The organism is Catelliglobosispora koreensis DSM 44566 (assembly GCF_000379685.1).
GTDB lineage: Bacteria > Actinomycetota > Actinomycetes > Mycobacteriales > Micromonosporaceae > Catelliglobosispora > Catelliglobosispora koreensis.
The window spans coordinates 273,841-290,873 of the sequence record NZ_KB903292.1 but is presented as its reverse complement, the minus strand read 5'-3'; the positions used below and the strand labels follow the sequence as shown (position 1 = coordinate 290,873).

The 17,033-nt window shown below is 65.7% G+C and carries 15 protein-coding genes; 9 read left to right on the top strand and 6 right to left on the bottom strand.

Annotated features, from left to right (window positions below):
* Positions 1-4 precede the first annotated feature (4 nt).
* The 5 genes from A3E1_RS0135530 to A3E1_RS0135510 all read left to right on the top strand — a co-directional run bounded on the left by A3E1_RS0135530 (position 5) and on the right by A3E1_RS0135510 (position 6,246).
* Complete coding sequence (locus A3E1_RS0135530) at positions 5-883, top strand: branched-chain amino acid ABC transporter permease (RefSeq protein WP_020525596.1); 879 nt, start codon at positions 5-7, stop codon at positions 881-883.
* Complete coding sequence (locus A3E1_RS0135525; protein ID WP_083929775.1) at positions 880-1,854, top strand: branched-chain amino acid ABC transporter permease; 975 nt, start codon at positions 880-882, stop codon at positions 1,852-1,854. Before A3E1_RS0135530 ends, A3E1_RS0135525 begins: the two co-directional genes overlap by 4 nt.
* Positions 1,838-3,100, top strand: coding sequence for an ABC transporter substrate-binding protein (locus A3E1_RS0135520; protein WP_020525594.1), 1,263 nt, complete (start codon positions 1,838-1,840; stop codon positions 3,098-3,100). The genes A3E1_RS0135525 and A3E1_RS0135520 overlap by 17 nt, the downstream gene beginning before the upstream one ends.
* Before the next feature lie 85 nt (positions 3,101-3,185).
* Positions 3,186-3,767: a TetR/AcrR family transcriptional regulator gene (locus A3E1_RS0135515; protein ID WP_020525593.1), complete on the top strand. Its 582-nt coding sequence runs from the start codon at positions 3,186-3,188 to the stop codon at positions 3,765-3,767.
* A 25-nt stretch (positions 3,768-3,792) separates the two neighbouring features.
* Positions 3,793-6,246 (top strand): helix-turn-helix transcriptional regulator, encoded by a 2,454-nt coding sequence (locus A3E1_RS0135510; RefSeq protein WP_020525592.1) that lies wholly within the window; start codon positions 3,793-3,795, stop codon positions 6,244-6,246.
* Here the strand turns inward: A3E1_RS0135510 and A3E1_RS0135505 are convergent.
* The 3 genes from A3E1_RS0135505 to A3E1_RS0135495 are packed head-to-tail and all read right to left on the bottom strand — an operon-like array spanning position 6,243 to position 9,334.
* Positions 6,243-7,271, bottom strand: coding sequence for a zinc-binding dehydrogenase (locus tag A3E1_RS0135505; RefSeq protein WP_020525591.1), 1,029 nt, complete (start codon positions 7,269-7,271; stop codon positions 6,243-6,245). The two genes, A3E1_RS0135510 and A3E1_RS0135505, sit on opposite strands and share 4 nt — an antisense overlap.
* Positions 7,268-8,680, bottom strand: a complete 1,413-nt coding sequence (locus A3E1_RS0135500) for an aldehyde dehydrogenase family protein (RefSeq protein ID WP_020525590.1) — start codon at positions 8,678-8,680, stop codon at positions 7,268-7,270. The genes A3E1_RS0135505 and A3E1_RS0135500 overlap by 4 nt, the downstream gene beginning before the upstream one ends.
* Before the next feature lie 12 nt (positions 8,681-8,692).
* A complete protein-coding gene (locus A3E1_RS0135495; RefSeq protein WP_020525589.1) occupies positions 8,693-9,334 on the bottom strand; it encodes a TetR/AcrR family transcriptional regulator in 642 nt (213 codons plus the stop codon).
* A gap of 58 nt (positions 9,335-9,392) precedes the next feature.
* On the opposite strand from A3E1_RS0135495, the gene A3E1_RS0135490 reads away from it, so the two are divergent.
* The 3 genes from A3E1_RS0135490 to A3E1_RS0135480 all read left to right on the top strand — a co-directional run bounded on the left by A3E1_RS0135490 (position 9,393) and on the right by A3E1_RS0135480 (position 13,138).
* On the top strand, positions 9,393-10,538 hold the full coding sequence (locus A3E1_RS0135490; protein WP_020525588.1) for an acyl-CoA dehydrogenase family protein: 1,146 nt from the start codon (positions 9,393-9,395) through the stop codon (positions 10,536-10,538).
* 16 nt (positions 10,539-10,554) lie between these two features.
* Positions 10,555-11,727: an acyl-CoA dehydrogenase family protein gene (locus A3E1_RS0135485; protein ID WP_020525587.1), complete on the top strand. Its 1,173-nt coding sequence runs from the start codon at positions 10,555-10,557 to the stop codon at positions 11,725-11,727.
* A gap of 70 nt (positions 11,728-11,797) precedes the next feature.
* Positions 11,798-13,138 carry a CBM96 family carbohydrate-binding protein gene (locus A3E1_RS0135480; RefSeq protein WP_020525586.1) on the top strand — a complete coding sequence of 447 codons (1,341 nt, stop codon included), beginning with the start codon at positions 11,798-11,800 and terminating at the stop codon, positions 13,136-13,138.
* Here the strand turns inward: A3E1_RS0135480 and A3E1_RS43860 are convergent.
* From A3E1_RS43860 to A3E1_RS0135465, 3 genes are read right to left on the bottom strand one after another with little or no spacing between them, the layout of a single operon-like run.
* Positions 13,132-13,614: a LutC/YkgG family protein gene (locus A3E1_RS43860; protein ID WP_020525585.1), complete on the bottom strand. Its 483-nt coding sequence runs from the start codon at positions 13,612-13,614 to the stop codon at positions 13,132-13,134. The genes A3E1_RS0135480 and A3E1_RS43860 overlap by 7 nt on opposite strands.
* Positions 13,604-15,058, bottom strand: coding sequence for a lactate utilization protein B (locus A3E1_RS0135470; RefSeq protein WP_020525584.1), 1,455 nt, complete (start codon positions 15,056-15,058; stop codon positions 13,604-13,606). Before A3E1_RS0135470 ends, A3E1_RS43860 begins: the two co-directional genes overlap by 11 nt.
* Positions 15,055-15,738 (bottom strand): (Fe-S)-binding protein, encoded by a 684-nt coding sequence (locus A3E1_RS0135465; RefSeq protein WP_020525583.1) that lies wholly within the window; start codon positions 15,736-15,738, stop codon positions 15,055-15,057. The genes A3E1_RS0135470 and A3E1_RS0135465 overlap by 4 nt, the downstream gene beginning before the upstream one ends.
* A gap of 69 nt (positions 15,739-15,807) precedes the next feature.
* Here A3E1_RS0135465 and A3E1_RS43855 point away from each other — a divergent pair, with 69 nt between their 5' ends.
* Positions 15,808-16,905, top strand: coding sequence for a hypothetical protein (locus tag A3E1_RS43855; protein WP_020525582.1), 1,098 nt, complete (start codon positions 15,808-15,810; stop codon positions 16,903-16,905).
* Positions 16,906-17,033 lie beyond the last annotated feature (128 nt).

Genomic DNA, 17,033 nt, shown 5'->3' with positions numbered 1-17,033 from the left:
AGCCATGGAACGCTTTGCCTTCCTCACCTTTGACGGCTTGGCCAACGGAGCGGTCTACTCCGCTTTCGCGCTCGCACTCGTCTTGATCTGGCGCGCGGCCCGCATCGTCAACTTCGCCCAGGGCGCGATGGCGGTCGCCGCGGCTTACGCCGCCTATGCCGTCACCTCCGCGACGGGCTCCTACTGGCTCGGCTTCGCCGCGGCCCTTGCCGGCGGGATGGCCTTGGGCGTGCTCGTCGAGCGCGGTGTCATGCGCTTCACCAGTCACAGCGCTCCGCTGAACCAGGTGATCGTCGCGTTAGGACTCGTGCTGACCATTCAGGCCGGGCTAGGCATGTTGTACGGCAACGAGTTCCGTCCCGTGGGCACACCGTTTAGCCGGGACGCGATCGATGTCGGTGGCGTGCCGCTGCTGTCGCAGTACGACGTGTTCGTCTTCGCGGCCGTGCTGACGATCGTGCTCTTGCTGGCGCTGCTGTTCACGAAAACGTCCACGGGACTGCGGATGCGGGCCGCCGCGTTCGCTCCCGAAGTCTCCCGCCTGCTCGGGGTGAATGTCGGCGGCATGCTGACGCTCGGCTGGGCGCTGGCCGCCGGTGCCGGAGCGGTCGCCGCGATGCTCGTCATTCCCACGGAACTCGGCCTGCACCCGCACGCGATGGATCTCGTCTTCGTCACGTCGTTCACGGCGGCGGTGATCGGCGGGCTGGACAGCCCGCCTGGAGCCGTCGTCGGCGGGCTGTTGCTGGGGCTCGTGCTGTCTTACGTCAGCGGATACCTCGGTTCCAGCGTCACTCCCATCGCGGCGTTCGCCGCCCTGCTCGCGGTGCTATTGGCCCGGCCACAGGGCTTGTTCGCGGCTTCGAAAGCGAGGCAGGCATGAGGACATTGCTCTGGAGCGTCGCCGCGGCGGCCGGTCTTGTCGCCGCGACAGCGATGCTCGACCCGTTTCGTAACTATCAGCTCGCGACGATCGCGGCCTACCTGTGCGCGACGGCTGGGCTGACCGTCCTGACCGGACTCAACGGCCAGCTCTCGCTCGGCCACGGTGCGCTGATGGCGATCGGTGCCTATACGGTCGCCTTCGCTCAAAAGTCTTGGGACAGCTTGTATCTCTCGCTCGCGCTCGCCGTCGTGGTCACCACGGTGGCGGGCGCGGTCGTCGGGCTCGCCGCCGCCCGGTTACGCGGGCCGTATCTGGCCGGGGCCACGCTGGCACTGGCGATCGCGGTGCCCTCGATCACCATCACGTTCCAGAGCGTGTTCAACAGCGAACAAGGGCTGCCAGTCTTTCTTACGCCACCGCGGACTTTGGACATCGAGCGGTGGCAGGCACTGGTCGCTGGCGGCGCGGCTGTGCTCGTGATGTGGTTGCTGGCCAACCTGTCTCGCAGCCACCTCGGGCGGCGCATGCGTGCCGTGCGGGACAACGAGGTGGCTGCGTCGCTCACGGGGGTAGCGGTGTCGCGTACGCAAGTTCTGGCCTTCGTCATCAGCTCAGCTTGCGCGGGACTGGGCGGAGCGTTGATGGCCTTCCTCGCCCAAAGTGTTTCCCCTGGCGCCTTTCCGCTCACGTTGTCGCTGTTTTTGCTAATGGCGGTGGTGATTGGCGGTCTGGGCAGTCTGGCCGGTGCGTTGTGGGGAGCTGTGCTCCTCGTCGCACTGCCGGATGTCATCCACTCGCTGACCGAGGGCATGGTGCTCAAACCAGCCATGGCCAGCCGTCTCGAAGGCAATCTTCCGCTCGCCATCTTCGGCGTCACGCTCATCATCGTGATGCTCGCGGCGCCGGGCGGATTGCAAGGCCTGTTCTCCCGTTTGCTGAAGAGAGGTCACCATGCACCGAATAGTTAGTGTCGCCCTCGCCGCGGTTCTTGTCGCGGCGTGCAGCAGCGGCGGCGAGACCCCCGGCGGCGCGAAAGGCGACAGCACGGGCGTCACCGATACCGAAATCGTTGTCGGCACACATATGCCACTGACCGGCCCGGCCGCGGCCGGATACTCCGAGATCGCTCCCGCGACCAAGGCGTATTTCGATCACGTCAACGCCAGCGGCGGGGTGCACGGCCGAAAAATCACTTACAAGGTGATGGATGACGGCTACAACCCGGCCAACACCCAGACCGTCGTGCGCCAGCTGGTGTTGCAGGACAGGGTTTTCGCGATCCTCAACGGGCTCGGCACGCCAACGCACACCGGTGTTCTCGACTTCCTGAAGACCAACAAGGTGCCTGATCTCTTTGTCGCGTCGGGCAGCCGGACGTGGAACCAGCCGGAGAAGTATCCGCACACGTTTGGTTTCAACACGGACTACACCGTTGAGGGCAAGATTCTCGGCAACTACATCAAGCAGAGTCTGCCCGGCAAGAAGGTCTGCTTCTTCGGCCAGGACGATGACTTCGGCCGCGACAGTCTGCTCGGGGTGGAAAAGGTGCTTGGGGCGACGGCTGTGGTGTCCAAGCAGAAATACGTCACCAGCAACACCGATGTCGCGCCACAAGTTGGAGCCATGAAGGCCGCGGGGTGCGAGGTGGTCGTGCTGGCCACGATTCCGGGATTCACGGCCCTTTCCATGGGTACTGCCGCACGACTCGCCTTCAAACCACAGTGGGTCGTGTCCAACGTCGGATCCGATCACCCCACGCTGGCTAAGCAACTGGGCAACGCCGCGCCCCTGCTCGAAGGCATGGTCGGGGTGTCCAACCTGCCATCACCGGCCGATCTGACCGACCCGTGGACGGCGGCGTTCAAGAAGATCCACGACCAGTACAACGGCAAGGCACCGTTCAACGGCAACGCGGTCTACGGTCTGTCGGTCGGTTACCTGTTCGTGCAAGCACTCCAGGCGGCGGGCAAGGACCTGACCCGCGAAGGTCTGCTTGCCGCGGTCGAGAAGAACGGCTTCAAGGGCCCGGGTTTCGCACCCCTGCGCTATTCCAAGACGAACCACTCTGGATACGGCGGCCACCGGTTGACGAAAGTGGCAGCGGGAGTTCAGGTCTTCTTCGGTGACGTCTTCGAGACCGACTCGGCCGACGGATCCGTGAACGTGTTTGGTGAGCAGCGGCCGACACCGCCTGCTAACACCATCGCGAGTTAACCCCTCCTCGCGGGCGGAACGGGCCGGTCTGCGAACCGGCCCGTTCTCGTTACACTCGCACCTAGCTTTCTGGAGGTGAACGCCAGTGACGACCGTCGACGGCCGGGTTGCCCGGGCTGAGCGCACACGCGCCGCGATCGTTGATGCCCACCTTGCTCTGATCAACGAGGGCGATCTCAAACCCAGCGGGGAGAAGATCGCCGACCGGGCGGGCGTTTCGCTGCGTACCCTCTGGACGAATTTCAAGAACATGGAGACCCTCTTCGCCGCGAGTGGCGAACGGGTGCTGGCCCAGGTGGATGCCGCCTTCAAGCCGGTCTCGCCAACGTTGCCTCTGCCCAAGCGGATTGACGCGTTCTGCCGGCAGCGGGCCAGCATGCTCCAGCTGATCGGGCCGACAGCCAAGGCAGCGCACATGCTGGAGCCCTTGTCACCACAGCTGCATCGCAACCGGCTGGTTCACGTCGAGCGGCTGCGCGATGAGATCTCGGTGCTTTTCGCTGACGAGCTAAGCAAAGCGGGCAGCGGCCGGGAGCAACTGACGCACGCGCTCATCGCCGCGACGATGTGGCCGGCCTGGTCGATGCTGCGCGATGGGTTAGACCTTTCCGTGGACAAGGCACGTGCCGTAATGACGCGAACAGTGGCTGCCCTCTTGGCAAGCTAGGTACCCGTGGGTAACACTCGGAAGCATGGTTAGTGCACTCGCAGTGCAAGAACTTCTGGCAGCGGGCTCCGGTTCGCTTGTCCTGCAAGGACCGCCGGGCTCGGGCAAGACCTCACTGCTGGAATCAGCGGTGTCCCCCGGGCTGACCGTCGTGCGGTTCACCGCCTATCCCGACGAGACGACGGTGCCAGGCTCGATGGTGGACCGCCCCGATCTGCTCCGTTATCTGACCGCGTTGGACGGTCCGGTGTTGTGCCTGGCCGACGATCTGCAGTGGGCCGATGAGGAGTCGCTGAACGCGCTGACCTTCGCCGCGCGGCGGCTGCAAGGGCGGTCCGTCATGATGATTCTGGCGACCAGCGCGCGGACCGCACCGGCGGGGATTCCGGTTCACCGCCTGGAACCGTTGTCACGGCAGGAATCCTTCGTGCTACTGGACAACCTAGGGACGCCAGCGGACCGTCAGGCAGAGCTGGTGGAGATGGCGCAGGGCAATCCGCAAGCGCTCGTGGACCGCTCACTGTTGTTTGACGCCTATGTGCGACGGCTTGACCTTCTGCCTCAGAGCACACGATGGCTGCTGCTCGTGGCCGCCGCCGAGGAAGAGATGGACACGGTGACGCTGCTGCACGCGGCAAGCCTGTCGGGAGTGGACGTTCTGGCGCTTAGCCCGGCTGAGGAAGCTGGCTTGGTCCACGCCGGGGAACGGCTCTGTTTTGAGTGGCCGATGCTGCGGGACGTGATCTACCGCGAAGCACCGCTCGCGCACCGGCGTGCGGCACACCTGTTGCTGGCGCAGGTGCCCGGCATCAGCCGGCTGCGACGTGCCGTGCACCGGGCCGCCGCCGCGGTCGGGCCAGACGCGCGCCTCGCCGCGGAACTAGAGCAGGCGGCCGGAGAGGCGGAAGGATATGACGGTGCGTCCACAGCACTCGAACGCGCAGCGCAGCTGACCGCCTCACCGGCCGGGGCCGCCAAGCGCTTGGTGACCGCGGCGCAATACGCGTGGCTGGCGGGCAGTCCGCACCGGGCCCGGTCGCTCCTCGAAACGGCCAGCCCCGTGTCCGGAGTGGACGAAGGCCGCCGAGACGTCTTGGCGGGCGAGATCGAGCTGCGCTCCGGTGCCGCGTCGTCCACTTTGGACCGTCTGCTCGCCGCCGCCGACCGGTTCGGCGACAGCTCACTGTCGCTGGCGGCCTTGATTCGAGCCAGCGAAGCCGTTTGCTTCTCTGGCGACCACGAACGGTTCGCGGAAATCACCGCGCGACTGAAGCCGCCCGGAGATTCTCCCGCGAGCGCACTGATATTCGCCTACCTGACCGGGCTTGGCGCGACGTTCATGGGACGGTTCCGGGAAGGGACGATCGCCCTGCGTCGCGTCCTTCAGCTGGCTGCGGAGCTGACCGACCCGGCTTCGCTCACGTGCGCGAGCGCTTCGGCGCTGCTCCTCGGCGACGATCACACCGCGCATCGCTTCGCGGTCAAGGCGATCATCGCCGCTCGCTCGGCCGGTGATCTCGCCGCGTTGCCGATCGCCCTGGAGATGCAAGCGGTCGCTGAGTACTGGCTGGGCCGCTATGACATCGCGGCGACGACGTCGCAAGAAGGGCTGAGTCTGGCGCACGCGTGCGGGCAGGACAACTACGCCAGCGATCACCAGGCGATGCTGGCCGTGCTCGCGGCGATCCGGGGTGAGCGTGGCACGTGCCTGGAATTGCTGCACACGCTCAGCGTCCCCGCGGGTGCCGGTCAGATCAGCCGTCCCGCGGCGCTGAGCCGATGGGCACGGGCCGTCCTCGACGTCGTCGCGGGCCGCCCAGCCGACGCTGTCACGCGGCTAACCTCGATCGCCGATCCGCTGACCGGGCAAGGCCATGTGGTTGTGCAAATGATGGCAACGCCCTGGCTCGTCGAAGCAGCCGTGCGCAGTGGCGGCCGGGACGCGGCGCTCGCCGCGCACGCGGCCTTCGCCCGCTGGGCTGGCAGCACCGGAGACGCGTTGCGCCAAGCACTTTCCGCCCGCTGCCGGGCTCTGCTCGCGCCACGGGGAAGCACCGAGGCCGAAGAGCACTTCCGGGAAGCACTGCACCTGCACCTGTCCGGAGAGGCCGACTTCGAGCGGGCGCGCACGGAACTTCTGTTCGGCCAAGAGCTGCGCCGGTCACGCCGGTCACGGGAAGCACGGGAGTTCCTCAATCGTGCTGTGGAAACGTTTCACCACTTGGGTGTCACGGCGTGGGTCGAGCAGGCCCAGGCGGAACTGCGAGCGGCCGGTGCCCTGACGGAAAGCATCGCGATCCCGGAAAGCCTTACGGCACAACAGCAGCACATCGCGCGGTTGGTGGCCGAAGGTGCCACGAACCGTGAAGTGGCCGCGCAACTCTTCCTCAGCCCCCGCACGGTTGATCATCACCTGCGCAATATCTTCACCAGGCTCGGCATCCGCTCGCGGGTGGAGCTGACGAAGATGTTGCGTTAGAACACCACGACAGACCGGGCGCCCACGCCCCGAGCCATGCGCGCGAAGGCTTCCGGTGCCTCCTCGAGGGTGATGGTGTCGCTGATGAGCGCGTCGAGGCTCAGATCGCCAGCGACCACCTCGGCCGCGAGCGTAGGCAGATCACGGTCGGGATCGGAGGAGCCAAACACCGACGAGCGCAGCGAGCGCGACGAGTGAAATATGTCCAGTGCGCTCAACTGCACCAGGTCATCGTTGGAACCCATGCCCACCACCGTGACCGTGCCACCGCGGCGCGCGGCGCGCCAGGCGGCCCGGATCGTCGCCGCCCGGCCCACACACTCGAAGGTGTGGTCGGCACCGCGTCCGTCGGTTAGCCCACGCACCACTTTGGACAGTGTGTCATCGGAGAGCGCGAAGTGCGTCGCCCCGGCAGCCAGGGCCAGATCGCGCTTACCCTCGGCCCGGTCGACGGCGATGACCGTGCTCGCGCCAGCCGCCTTCGCGGCGATGACAGCGGACAGGCCGACGCCGCCAAGCCCAATGACCACAACGCTTTCGCCGGGCTTGACGTTGGCTGTGCGGCGAACCGCGCCGAACCCGGTCAGCACGGCGCAGCCGAGCAAGGCCGCCAGTGGGAATGGAAGCTCTTGCGGCACCGGGATGATCGCCCGCCGGGGAACCACGACTTCTTCGGCCAGCGCACCGAGCCCGAGTGTTACGTGCCGGTCGCCTTGAGGGGTCGTCGCGGCGCCCAGTGAAGCGCACAGCCACGGCTCGCCATGGGCACAGAACCAGCACTCACGGCACGGCGGCGCCCAGTTGAGCACGACGTGTTCGCCGGTCTCCACGATGACGCCGGCGGCTTCGTGCCCGATCACCAGTGGATGCGGTGGATTGAGCGTTCCGTCCACCATGGACAGGTCGGAGTGGCAGACACCGGCCGCCTTGATGCGGACCCTAACTTCTCCCTCACGCGGCTCCGGCAGCTCGAGCTCCTCGACCCCCAGTTGCGTGCCCGGACCGTTCCAGACCAGAGCCTTCATCGCTGAATCGCCTTTACCTCAAAGAATTCGGTCAGGCCGTGCGTGCCAAGCTCGCGTCCGTTGCCGGACTGTTTGTAACCGCCGAAGGGTGCCAGCGGATTGAACGCGGCACCGTTGATGTCGACCGCGCCCGTGCGCAGCTGCCAAGCGACCGATAGCGCGCGCTCTTCGTCTTCGGACCACACAGCTCCGGCGAGCCCGTAACGGGAGTTGTTCGCGATCTCGACCGCCTCGGCGTCGGTGTCAAACGGCATGACCACGAGCACTGGTCCGAAGATTTCCTCCTGCGCGACCACACTGTCCGGCTCAGCGTCGGCGAGCACGGTTGGCGCGACGAAATAGCCGCTGTCGGGGACCTTCGCGTCCAGGCCGCCGGCGATGACGCGAGCGCCGTCGTTGATGCCGCGAAGGATGTAGCCCTTGACCCGCTCACGCTGGGCGGCCGACACGAGCGGGCCGATCCTGGTCGCGCTGTCGAACGGGTCACCCATCTGGTAGCCGCCAACGGCTTCGGTGATGAGGGCGAGCGTTTCTTCGTACCGGCTGGCGGCCACGAGCATCCGCGTCCACGCGGTGCAGGTTTGACCGGAGTTCAGGAAGGCATTAGCCACACCAGTTTTCACGGCGCGCGGCAGATCCGCGTCGTCAAGGATGATGTTGGCTGACTTGCCGCCCAGCTCCAGGCAGACCCGAGCGATCCGGGCCGAAGCAAGGCGAGACACTTCAGCGCCCACGGCCGTGGAGCCGGTGAACGAGACCAGGTCGACTTCCGGATGCGCCGCGAGCGCCGCGCCCACGACAGCGCCTTCGCCCGTGACCAGGTTGAGCACCCCGGCGGGCAATCCAGCCGCGTGCACGGCGTCGAAAAGCAGGTAGGACACCAGGGGTGTCAGCTCAGCGGGCTTGAGGACGACGGTGCATCCTGCCGCCAACGCTGGTGCCACCTTGGCCATGATCTGGTGCAGCGGATAGTTCCACGGCGTGATCGCTCCAACGACACCAATGGGTTCGCAGACGATCAGTGAGTTGCCGACGACCTCCGGCTCGGGTGGTGCCGCTGCCATCGCCGCATAACCTTCGAGCACCTTGAGCGGCAGCTGCGTTTGCACACGCGAGGCGATCTTTAGCGGCGTGCCCAGTTCAGTGGCGATCGTGTGGGCGATCTGCTCGGCACGAGCGCTCAGCTCCCGGTGCAACGCCTCCAGATAGGAGGCTCGTTTCGCCGCGGCGAGCCCGGCCCACGCTGGGAAGGCGGCTCGGGCCGATGCCACGGCAGCGTCCACATCGGACGCATCGCCCGCGGGCACGCGCGCGATGACCTCTTCCGTGGTGGGGTTTTCCACCGTGATCACGCCAGTGCCCAAAGGCGGCATCCACTGCCCGCCGTAGTACAGATGCGCCCGGTCCATGGTCAGAAACTATCACTGCAAGTTTTTGACCACAACCGTCTCGTAGATGCCAGAAAGACCGGCGATCAACGCTTCCAGGCCGAGCTGAAAGGCCCCTTCATCAACGCTTTCGGACTTGCCCGCGAGCCGGTGAGCCTGGCTGAGGTGGGGATAGTGAGCCGCGTAAAGCTGCGGGTCCTCAACGAACCCGCGAGCGAACGAGCCGAGTGCCGAACCCGCGACGTAGTAACGCATGAGTGCCCCGATGTGCGTGGCCCTCGCCGGTGGCCACCCCGCCTTGACCAGGCCGCCATAGACCGCGTCCGCGACGGCGAGCGCGGCGGGACGACGGCCCGGCCCTTGCGCGAGGAACGGCACGATATTCGGGTGCGCAGTCAGGGCGTCGCGGTAGGACTTTCCCCAGAGCAGCAGCGCTTCACGCCAGTCGTGAGTGGCGAAGAACGACACATCGACCTTCGCGGTGATCGTGTCGGCCACCGCGTCGAGGATCTCGTCCTTGGTCTTGAAATGGTTGTACAACGACGGTCCGCGCACGCCTAGCTCGGCGGCGAGGCGGCGGGTGGAAAACACGGCCAGCCCGTCGCGGTCGATCAGCGTGGCAGCGGTTTCCACGATGAGCTGCCTGCTCAGCAGCGCTTGCTTTGGCCTGGGCACGAATCACACCCTATCAGCCACTGGACACAATAAAACTTCCAGCGCTAGTTTATCGGCCATGGACCTGAAACTCTCACCGGAACAGGTCGCCGTGCGCGAGCTCGCGGCCGCGTTCGCCGACCGTGAGCTGCTGCCCTACGCGGCCGAGTGGGACCGGCGAGAGCAGGTCGACCGCGCGATCATCGCCAAACTGGGCGCCCTCGGGTTCCTTGGCCTAACCATCGACGAGGACCTCGGCGGCTCCGGTGGCGACCATCTGGCCTACTGCCTCGTGCTCGAAGAGCTCGGGCGCGGCGACTCAGCCGTGCGCGGTCTGGTCTCGGTGTCGCTCGGGCTGGTCGCCAAAGCCATTGCCGCCCATGGGAATGCAGACCAGCAAGCGGAGTGGCTCCCCAAGCTGTGTTCCGGTGACGCTTTGGGCTGCTTTGCTCTAACCGAGCCGGGCACCGGATCCGACGCCGGATCACTAACCCTGCGGGCAGCCCGTGATGGGAGTGACTGGCTGCTCACAGGGTCCAAAGTGTTCATCACCAACGGCACGTGGGCCGATGTGGCACTCGTGTTCGCCCGGACCGGGGGTTCGGGACCGCGTGGGGTGACGGCTTTCCTAGTACCCATGGATGGGGTTTCCCGAAGGGAGATCAAAGGGAAACTTGGGCTACGTGGCCAGCCCACCGCCGAGCTGTTCTTTGATTCTTTGCGGGTACCAGACACAGCGCGCCTCGGCGATGAAGGCCGGGGTTTCGCTATCGCCATGTCCACGCTCGACAAAGGACGCATGTCCGTGGCGGCGGGATGCGTTGGCATCGCTCAAGGCTGCCTCGACGCCGCGTTGACCTATGCCGGCCAGCGCACCCAGTTTGGCAAACCCATCGCCAGCTTCCAGCTCGTGCAGCAGCTCCTAAGCGAGATAGCGGTCGACACAGCGGCGGCCCGTCTGCTCACCTGGCAGGTGGCCGATCTGATCGACCGGCACGAGCCGTTCGCCACGCAGGCGTCGATGGCGAAACTGTTCGCCAGTGAAGCCGCTGTCCGGGCGGCGAACAATGCCTTGCAAGTGTTCGGCGGGGCTGGTTATGTCGACGAGACACCAGCGGGCAAGTACCTGCGGGACGCCCGCGTCACCACGCTCTATGAAGGCACCAGCCAGATCCAGCAACTCCTCATCGGGCGGGCGCTCACCGGCGTCAACGCCTTCGTGTAGAAGGGATATCCCGCACGTGGACTTCTCGCTAAGCGACGAAGAAAGAGCCGTTCGCGACACCGCCCGCAGTTTCATCCGCAAGGAAGTCATGCCGCTGGAGCAGGAGGTGCTGCGCCGCGAACGGGCACATCAGCCCGGCCTGTCGCGCGACGAGTTGCGTGAGCTCCAGCTCAAAGCTAAGCAGTTTGGCTTCTGGGGACTGTCCACTCCGGAGGAATTTGGCGGGATGAACCTGCCCGCCGTGATGCAGTCGCTGATCTGGACCGAGATCGGGCGCTCGTGGGTGCCGTTTCGCTTCGGCGGTGAGGCCGACAACATTCTGTTCTACGCCAACGCTTCCCAGCGCGAGGAGTTCTTGCTCCCCACGATCTCGGGCGATCGCATCTCCTGTTTCGCCATCACCGAGCCCGGCGCGGGATCGGACGCCGCGAATATCAAGCTCTCGGCTCGCCGCGACGGGGACGACTGGGTGCTCAACGGCGAGAAGACGTTTATCACCAACGGGCATGACGCCGATTTCGTCATCGTCGTCGCGGTGACGGACCGGGAAAAGGGTGTCCGGGGTGGCGGCACCACCGCGTTCCTCGTCGACCGGGACATGGGCTGGCGCTCGGAGTGGATCCAGACGATGGGCGAAGGCGGGCCGGCCAGTCTCGTGTTCGACAACGTGCGCGTGCCACACCGCAACATCCTGGGCGAGATAGGCCAGGGCTTCGAGCTCGGGATGAAATGGATCGGCAAGGGCCGCTACATCATCCCCTCGCACGCGCTCGGGATCGCCGAGCGGGGACTGCAGATGGCCATCGAGCACGCGAACAACCGTGAGACGTTTGGGGCGAAAATCGCTACGTACCAAGCGATCCAGTGGATGATCGCGGATTCGGAGACCGAGCTGGAGGCGGCCCGATGGCTGATTCTGCGTGCGGCGTGGACGGTCGATCAGGGCATGGACCCACGGCACTCCTCGTCGATGGCCAAGCTGTATGGCGCGACGATGGCCAACAACGTCGTCGACCGCGTGATGCAGATCCACGGTGGCATGGGCTACACCCGCGAGCTGCCCATCGAGCGGTGGTACCGCTATGTCCGGCTGCTGCGCATCTTTGAGGGCACCGACGAGATGCAGCGCTTGATCATCTCGCGCGATTTGTTGCGCGGATATACCTCTATTGGCGGTCACCTCGCCTAATGGTGATCGTTTAGTGGGTTGACTGCCAGAGCTGCCGGGGGCTCTGGCTAGGCTCATGTGAGGACTATTCGTGAGGCGAACGCTTGCGGCTGCCCTTTTGGTCATCACGGTCAACGCCACCTTCGTGCCGCCGCTGCCTGCACTCGCGGCACAGAGCACAGCTTTCGCCGCCGTGGCTGACACTTATGTGGACAAAAGTGAGCCCCGCGAGAGCTTCGGCTCCACGAGACGCCTGATCGCCGACAGCTCCCCCACCCGGCGGGTGTTCCTGAAGTTCGACGTGACCGGACTGACCGGAGCGGTGACCCAAGCGCGCCTTCGGTTGCGGCTCGCGTCGAGCAGCAAGCACGGCGGGACGGTCCGTGCGGTGACGAATTCGTGGGCCGAAAACGTCACATGGGCCAGCCAGCCCACGGTTGATGGCGTGGCACTGGGCAAGATGCGTCTCGCGAAGCGCGGTGAGTGGGCCGAAGCCGACCTGCGTCAACTGGTGACAGGCAACGGAACGTTCAGCATCGCGATCACCGCCGAGTCAGGCGATGCGCTCGTCTTTGACGCCCGGGAAGCCGGAGCGCACGGTCCGCAACTGCACGTCGTGACCGAAACGTTCAGCGACGACCCGGTCGTGCTGGCGGCCGGTGACGTCTCCTCCTGCTGGACGACAGGCGACACCGAGACCGCAGGACTCATCGACTCGATCCCCGGAACCGTCGCGTTGCTGGGCGACGGCGTCTACCCCACCGGGTCGTGGCTGTCGTTCCAGGACTGTTATGAACCGACCTGGGGCCGGCACAAGGCACGCACGCGGCCGGTGGCTGGCAACCACGAATACAAGGAACCTGACGCCGCGGGTTACTACGACTACTTTGGTGCCGCCGCAGGCGACCGCGACAAGGGTTACTACTCCTATGACCTCGGTGCCTGGCATGTCGTCGTGCTCAACTCAAACTGCGAGTTCGTCGCCTGCGTCGCGGGATCGCCGCAGGAGCAGTGGCTGCGGGCCGATCTGGCCAGCAATCCCCGGCTGTGCACGCTGGCGATGTGGCACCATCCCCTGTTCACTTCGGGACTAAACCACAAGCCAACACCAGAGACGCTGCCGCTGTTTCAAGCCCTGTATGACTTCGGTGTCGAAGCTGTCCTGGGTGGACACAACCACCAGTACGAACGGTTCGCGCCACAGGACCCGGCAGGCAGGCTCGACGTCACTAGCGGAATCCGGCAGTTTGTCGCCGGGATGGGCGGGTCGAATCACTACGCTTTCACGCGCGTCGCGGCGAACAGCGAAATCCGCAACAACGACACCTTCGGCGTGCTGAAGTTAACGCTGCGCCCGGCCAGTTACGACTGGGAGTTCGTTCCCGTGCCCGGAAAGACGTTTACTGACATAGGTTCCACGGCTTGTCACTGAACGACGATGATCACGTCGAGCCGGCGCGGGCCGTGCACGCCTTCGACGCGGTTCAGCTCGATGTCGCTCGTGGCTGACGGGCCCGAGATGAGGGTCAGCGGCCGGGTGGGATCTGCCAAGGCGGCGAACATGTCTGGTACGTCAGCGACGATCTGCTCGGTGCGCACGACGCACACGTGATGGTCTGGCACGAGGGTGAGCACGCGACGCCCCTGACCCGGTCCACCGTCGAGCACGATGGTTCCTGTGCTCGCGATGGCGACGGCACATCCCGTGAGCACGGGACGGGTCAGCTCCGCTGGGGTAAAGCCGGTGTCCGTGATGGCGAACGCTGGCGCCCACTCGGTTGGCAAGCCGGGAGCTACGACCACTTCGGACACAAGTGAGGCGACTACCGCGGCCACTTCGCTTGCGGCACAAAGCGTTACTCCTGCCTTGTAGTCACGGAGACGGTCGGCGAACATCTCAAGAGTCATGGCGCTTGGCCCACCAGTCCCGGAAGCTTTGGCTCGCCGGCAGCGGAGCGTCCCGGTGCTCCGTCCACGCCGACATGGGGAAGGGCAGCCGGCGGATCGTCCCGCCACGGCGCCGCGTCAAGAACCGCGCAGGCGCGGCTCCCGTGCGCGCCAAGCGCACAGCGGCTTTCCACCGGCGCCGGTCCCGCATGACCCAGCTGAGCGTACGCATCACCGCGCTCTCCGCGACCGGATGCGGCCCCTGCTGACGCAAGTGCACCAGGATCTCCGGGATGTTTATCTTCACCGGGCACACGTCATAGCAGGCGCCGCAAAGCGTTGACGCATAAGGAAGACTGCTGTTGGCACCGGCTTGCTGCCCGGTCAGTTGCGGTGACAGGATCGCCCCGATCGGCCCCGGGTAAACCGAGCCATAGGCGTGCCCGCCCACGCGTTCGTAGACCGGGCACACGTTGAGGCACGCCGAGCATCGAATGCACCGCAGCGCTGGACGGCCAACGGGATCGGCGAGCAGGTTGGACCGCCCGTTGTCGAGCAGCACGATGTGCACCGACGACGGCCCGTCCCCTGGGGTGACACCGGTAAATATCGACGTGTACGGGTTCATCCGCTCACCGGTGGCTGACCGTGGCAGCAGCTGCAGGAACACGCCGAGATCGCTGAAGCGGGGCAACAGCTTCTCGATGCCGACCACGGCGATGAGTTTCTTGGGCAGCGTCAGGCACATGCGCCCGTTGCCTTCGGACTCCACGACCACGAGCGACCCGCTCTCCGCGACGGCGAAGTTGGCGCCGCAGACGGCCACGTCAGTGGTGAGGAACTTCTGGCGCAGATAGGAGCGGGCCGCGGCGGCCAGCTCGGCGGGCTCATCGGACGGGCTGCTGAACCCCGGCATCCGGGCGGCGAAGATGTCGCGGATCTGGCTGCGGTTGTAGTGGATCGCGGGCACCAGAATGTGTGAGGGGGTGTCATCGGCCAACTGAACGATCAGTTCAGCGAGGTCGGTCTCGATGGCGGAAATCCCTGCCGCCGCAAGGGCTTCGTTCAGGCCGATCTCTTGCGTGGCCATCGACTTCACCTTGATGACCTCGCGTGCGTCACCGGCGAGGGAGGCCACGAGAGCGCACGCTTCCGCGGCGTCTGCGGCACGGTGAACGGTCGCGCCCGCCGCTTCGGCCGCCGCGGTGAAAGCAGCCAGGTAGGACGGCATGTTGTCGAGCACATCGTCCTTAATGGACGCGGCTTGTGAGCGCAGGCCCTCCCAGTCGTCCAGTTCCGCGATCACCGCCGCCCGCTTGCCCCGGATCGTCCGGGTCGCGTTGCCGAGATTCGCCCGCAGCTGAGGATTCCCCAGAAACACCGGAGCGGCCTTCTCAAACGGCACCTTACTGACGACCCCCATGCCGGAGCCTGTTGGTGGCAGTTCGAAAGGCCGCGCGTTCATGCGCCGGTCTTTACGGTGCCGGCGAGGATTTCCGCGTAGTGAACGGCTTTGGGCGCGCCGGGGCGGCGCGCGAGGCCACCGCTCAGGTGAGCTAGACACGAGTTGTCGCCAGCGGTCAGGAAAGCGGCATCAGTCGCGCAGGCCGCCGCGCACTTGTCGGCGAGCATGGCCCCGGAAACGGCGGCGTTCTTCAAGGCGAACGTTCCGCCGAAGCCACAGCATTGTTCCGCGTCGGGCAGCTCGGCAAACTCCAGTCCGTCAACCGCTTCGAGAAGCCGCCGTGGCCGGTCCCCCAGGCGCAGCATGCGCAGCCCGTGACACGACGGGTGATAGGTGACCCGATGCGGAAACCGCGCGCCCACGTCGGTCACGCCGAGGACGTCGATGAGCAGCTCGGACAGCTCGTACACCGGCAGCGAAGTGTGCGCGCGAAGGTGAGCCACACAGGAGCCGCTGGGCGACACGATCACCTCACAGCCCGCGAACGCTTGCTCGGTAAGGGATTCCAATGCCCGGGCGGGTGCAGAGTACCCACTGTTGGCATGCATTTGACCGCAGCAAGTCTGCTCCTGCGGAAAGACGACCTCGTGCCCCAGACGCTCCAAAAGCGACACCACAGCGATGCCCGTGCGGGGAAAGAGCACGTCGTTGAGGCAGGTCACGAAGAGGGCTATCCGCACCCGCGAATCATATAGGATCTACGAACGTTCAGGGAACACCTAAATCGCCAGCTAGATCGTTATGCGACTGTGCGCCGTACCACAAAGCTGGGCATTACCGCTTTTATCACCACAGCCGTAAGCCTCATTCCGTCGGCCGCCTATGGCGCCGAGCCCGGAACCTATGCGAACTGGGCGCTGTCTGGCAGCAACGGCAACTGGACCGCCAAGGGCACGCCCGCCGCTGGATTCCCCATGGCCAGCATGGCTTCCAACGCGACGTCCGTCAGCTCACCCAGTGGCGCGAGCGCTTTCATGGGTCCCGGGACACCCATTGGCGCCGCGTACGGCAGCTCACAGAACATGAACTACCTCAACATCTCCACCGCTGCTGGCATCACGGAATCCACGAGCACGTGGACCTTTGATTCGCCCACACCCGCTGGCAAGTGGGCGTTCGCGGTCGGTGACGTCGACGCCGACCGGGTCCAGATCTCCGCCACAGACGAAAACGGCGACCCGGTTCCCGCGGCACAGCTAGGTTTTCAGAGCACCTTCAACTACTGCGCCTCTTCACCGAAGCCCGGCAGCTGCGCCGGCCCCGGTCCGTTCACGGATGTTCCCACCTGGAACCCAGGGACGTCGAGGCTAACAGGCAACACGCTCGACACCATGGGTGCTTCGGCGTGGTTCGAGCCGACCGCCGCCATCAAGACGCTGACGTTCAAGTTCACTGCCATCGTTGGTTTTCCCGTGTTCCAGCTGTGGCTGGCCACCAAGTCCGTCCCGGTCGTCGTTCCCGTTGGCGGCGTGACCCCGGAGTGCCCCGCGACGGTCGAACTGGACGAACCGGATGGCACCCCGATTCTTGACGCGAATGGCAACCCTGTGACAGCCGAAACCGGCGCTAACGGCGAGGCCGTCATCGACGGGGTAGCTGACGGCAGCTACAACCTGCACCTGACCACCGGTTCCTGCGGTGAGATCACCGGGCCGACGGACTTCCCGATCATCGTCAAAACCGAAGAAGGTCCGGTGAACATTCCGGCGGGCACCTTCACCGTCTTCGTGCCGACCTTGCCCGCGACCGGCACATCCATCGGCGCATATGTCCAAACAGGTGCCGCGATGCTTGGTACCGGCGCGATTTTGTTCTGGGTGGGCACGCGGCGGCGCCGGCTGTCCTAAGCGGAGGGACGACCCCCGATATGGACAATGCGGGTGCATGGGGTAAGTTATGAATCGTGGTCGCATTCGCGCGATTGATCACTGGATGGGCGCCGCTTGTCGCCCGGCTTGAAGCCGGGCAGGCCAGC

Excerpts from the sequence above, each read along its gene's own strand:
- A3E1_RS0135530 (WP_020525596.1), top strand. The coding sequence starts at position 5 with ATGGAACGCTTTGCCTTCCTCACCTTTGACGGCTTGGCCAACGGAGCG.
- A3E1_RS0135525 (WP_083929775.1), top strand. The coding sequence starts at position 880 with ATGAGGACATTGCTCTGGAGCGTCGCCGCGGCGGCCGGTCTTGTCGCC.
- A3E1_RS0135520 (WP_020525594.1), top strand. The coding sequence starts at position 1,838 with ATGCACCGAATAGTTAGTGTCGCCCTCGCCGCGGTTCTTGTCGCGGCG.
- A3E1_RS0135510 (WP_020525592.1), top strand. The coding sequence starts at position 3,793 with ATGGTTAGTGCACTCGCAGTGCAAGAACTTCTGGCAGCGGGCTCCGGT.
- A3E1_RS0135505 (WP_020525591.1), bottom strand. The coding sequence starts at position 7,271 with ATGAAGGCTCTGGTCTGGAACGGTCCGGGCACGCAACTGGGGGTCGAG.
- A3E1_RS0135500 (WP_020525590.1), bottom strand. The coding sequence starts at position 8,680 with ATGGACCGGGCGCATCTGTACTACGGCGGGCAGTGGATGCCGCCTTTG.
- A3E1_RS0135490 (WP_020525588.1), top strand. The coding sequence starts at position 9,393 with ATGGACCTGAAACTCTCACCGGAACAGGTCGCCGTGCGCGAGCTCGCG.
- A3E1_RS43860 (WP_020525585.1), bottom strand. The coding sequence starts at position 13,614 with ATGACTCTTGAGATGTTCGCCGACCGTCTCCGTGACTACAAGGCAGGA.
- A3E1_RS0135470 (WP_020525584.1), bottom strand. The coding sequence starts at position 15,058 with ATGAACGCGCGGCCTTTCGAACTGCCACCAACAGGCTCCGGCATGGGG.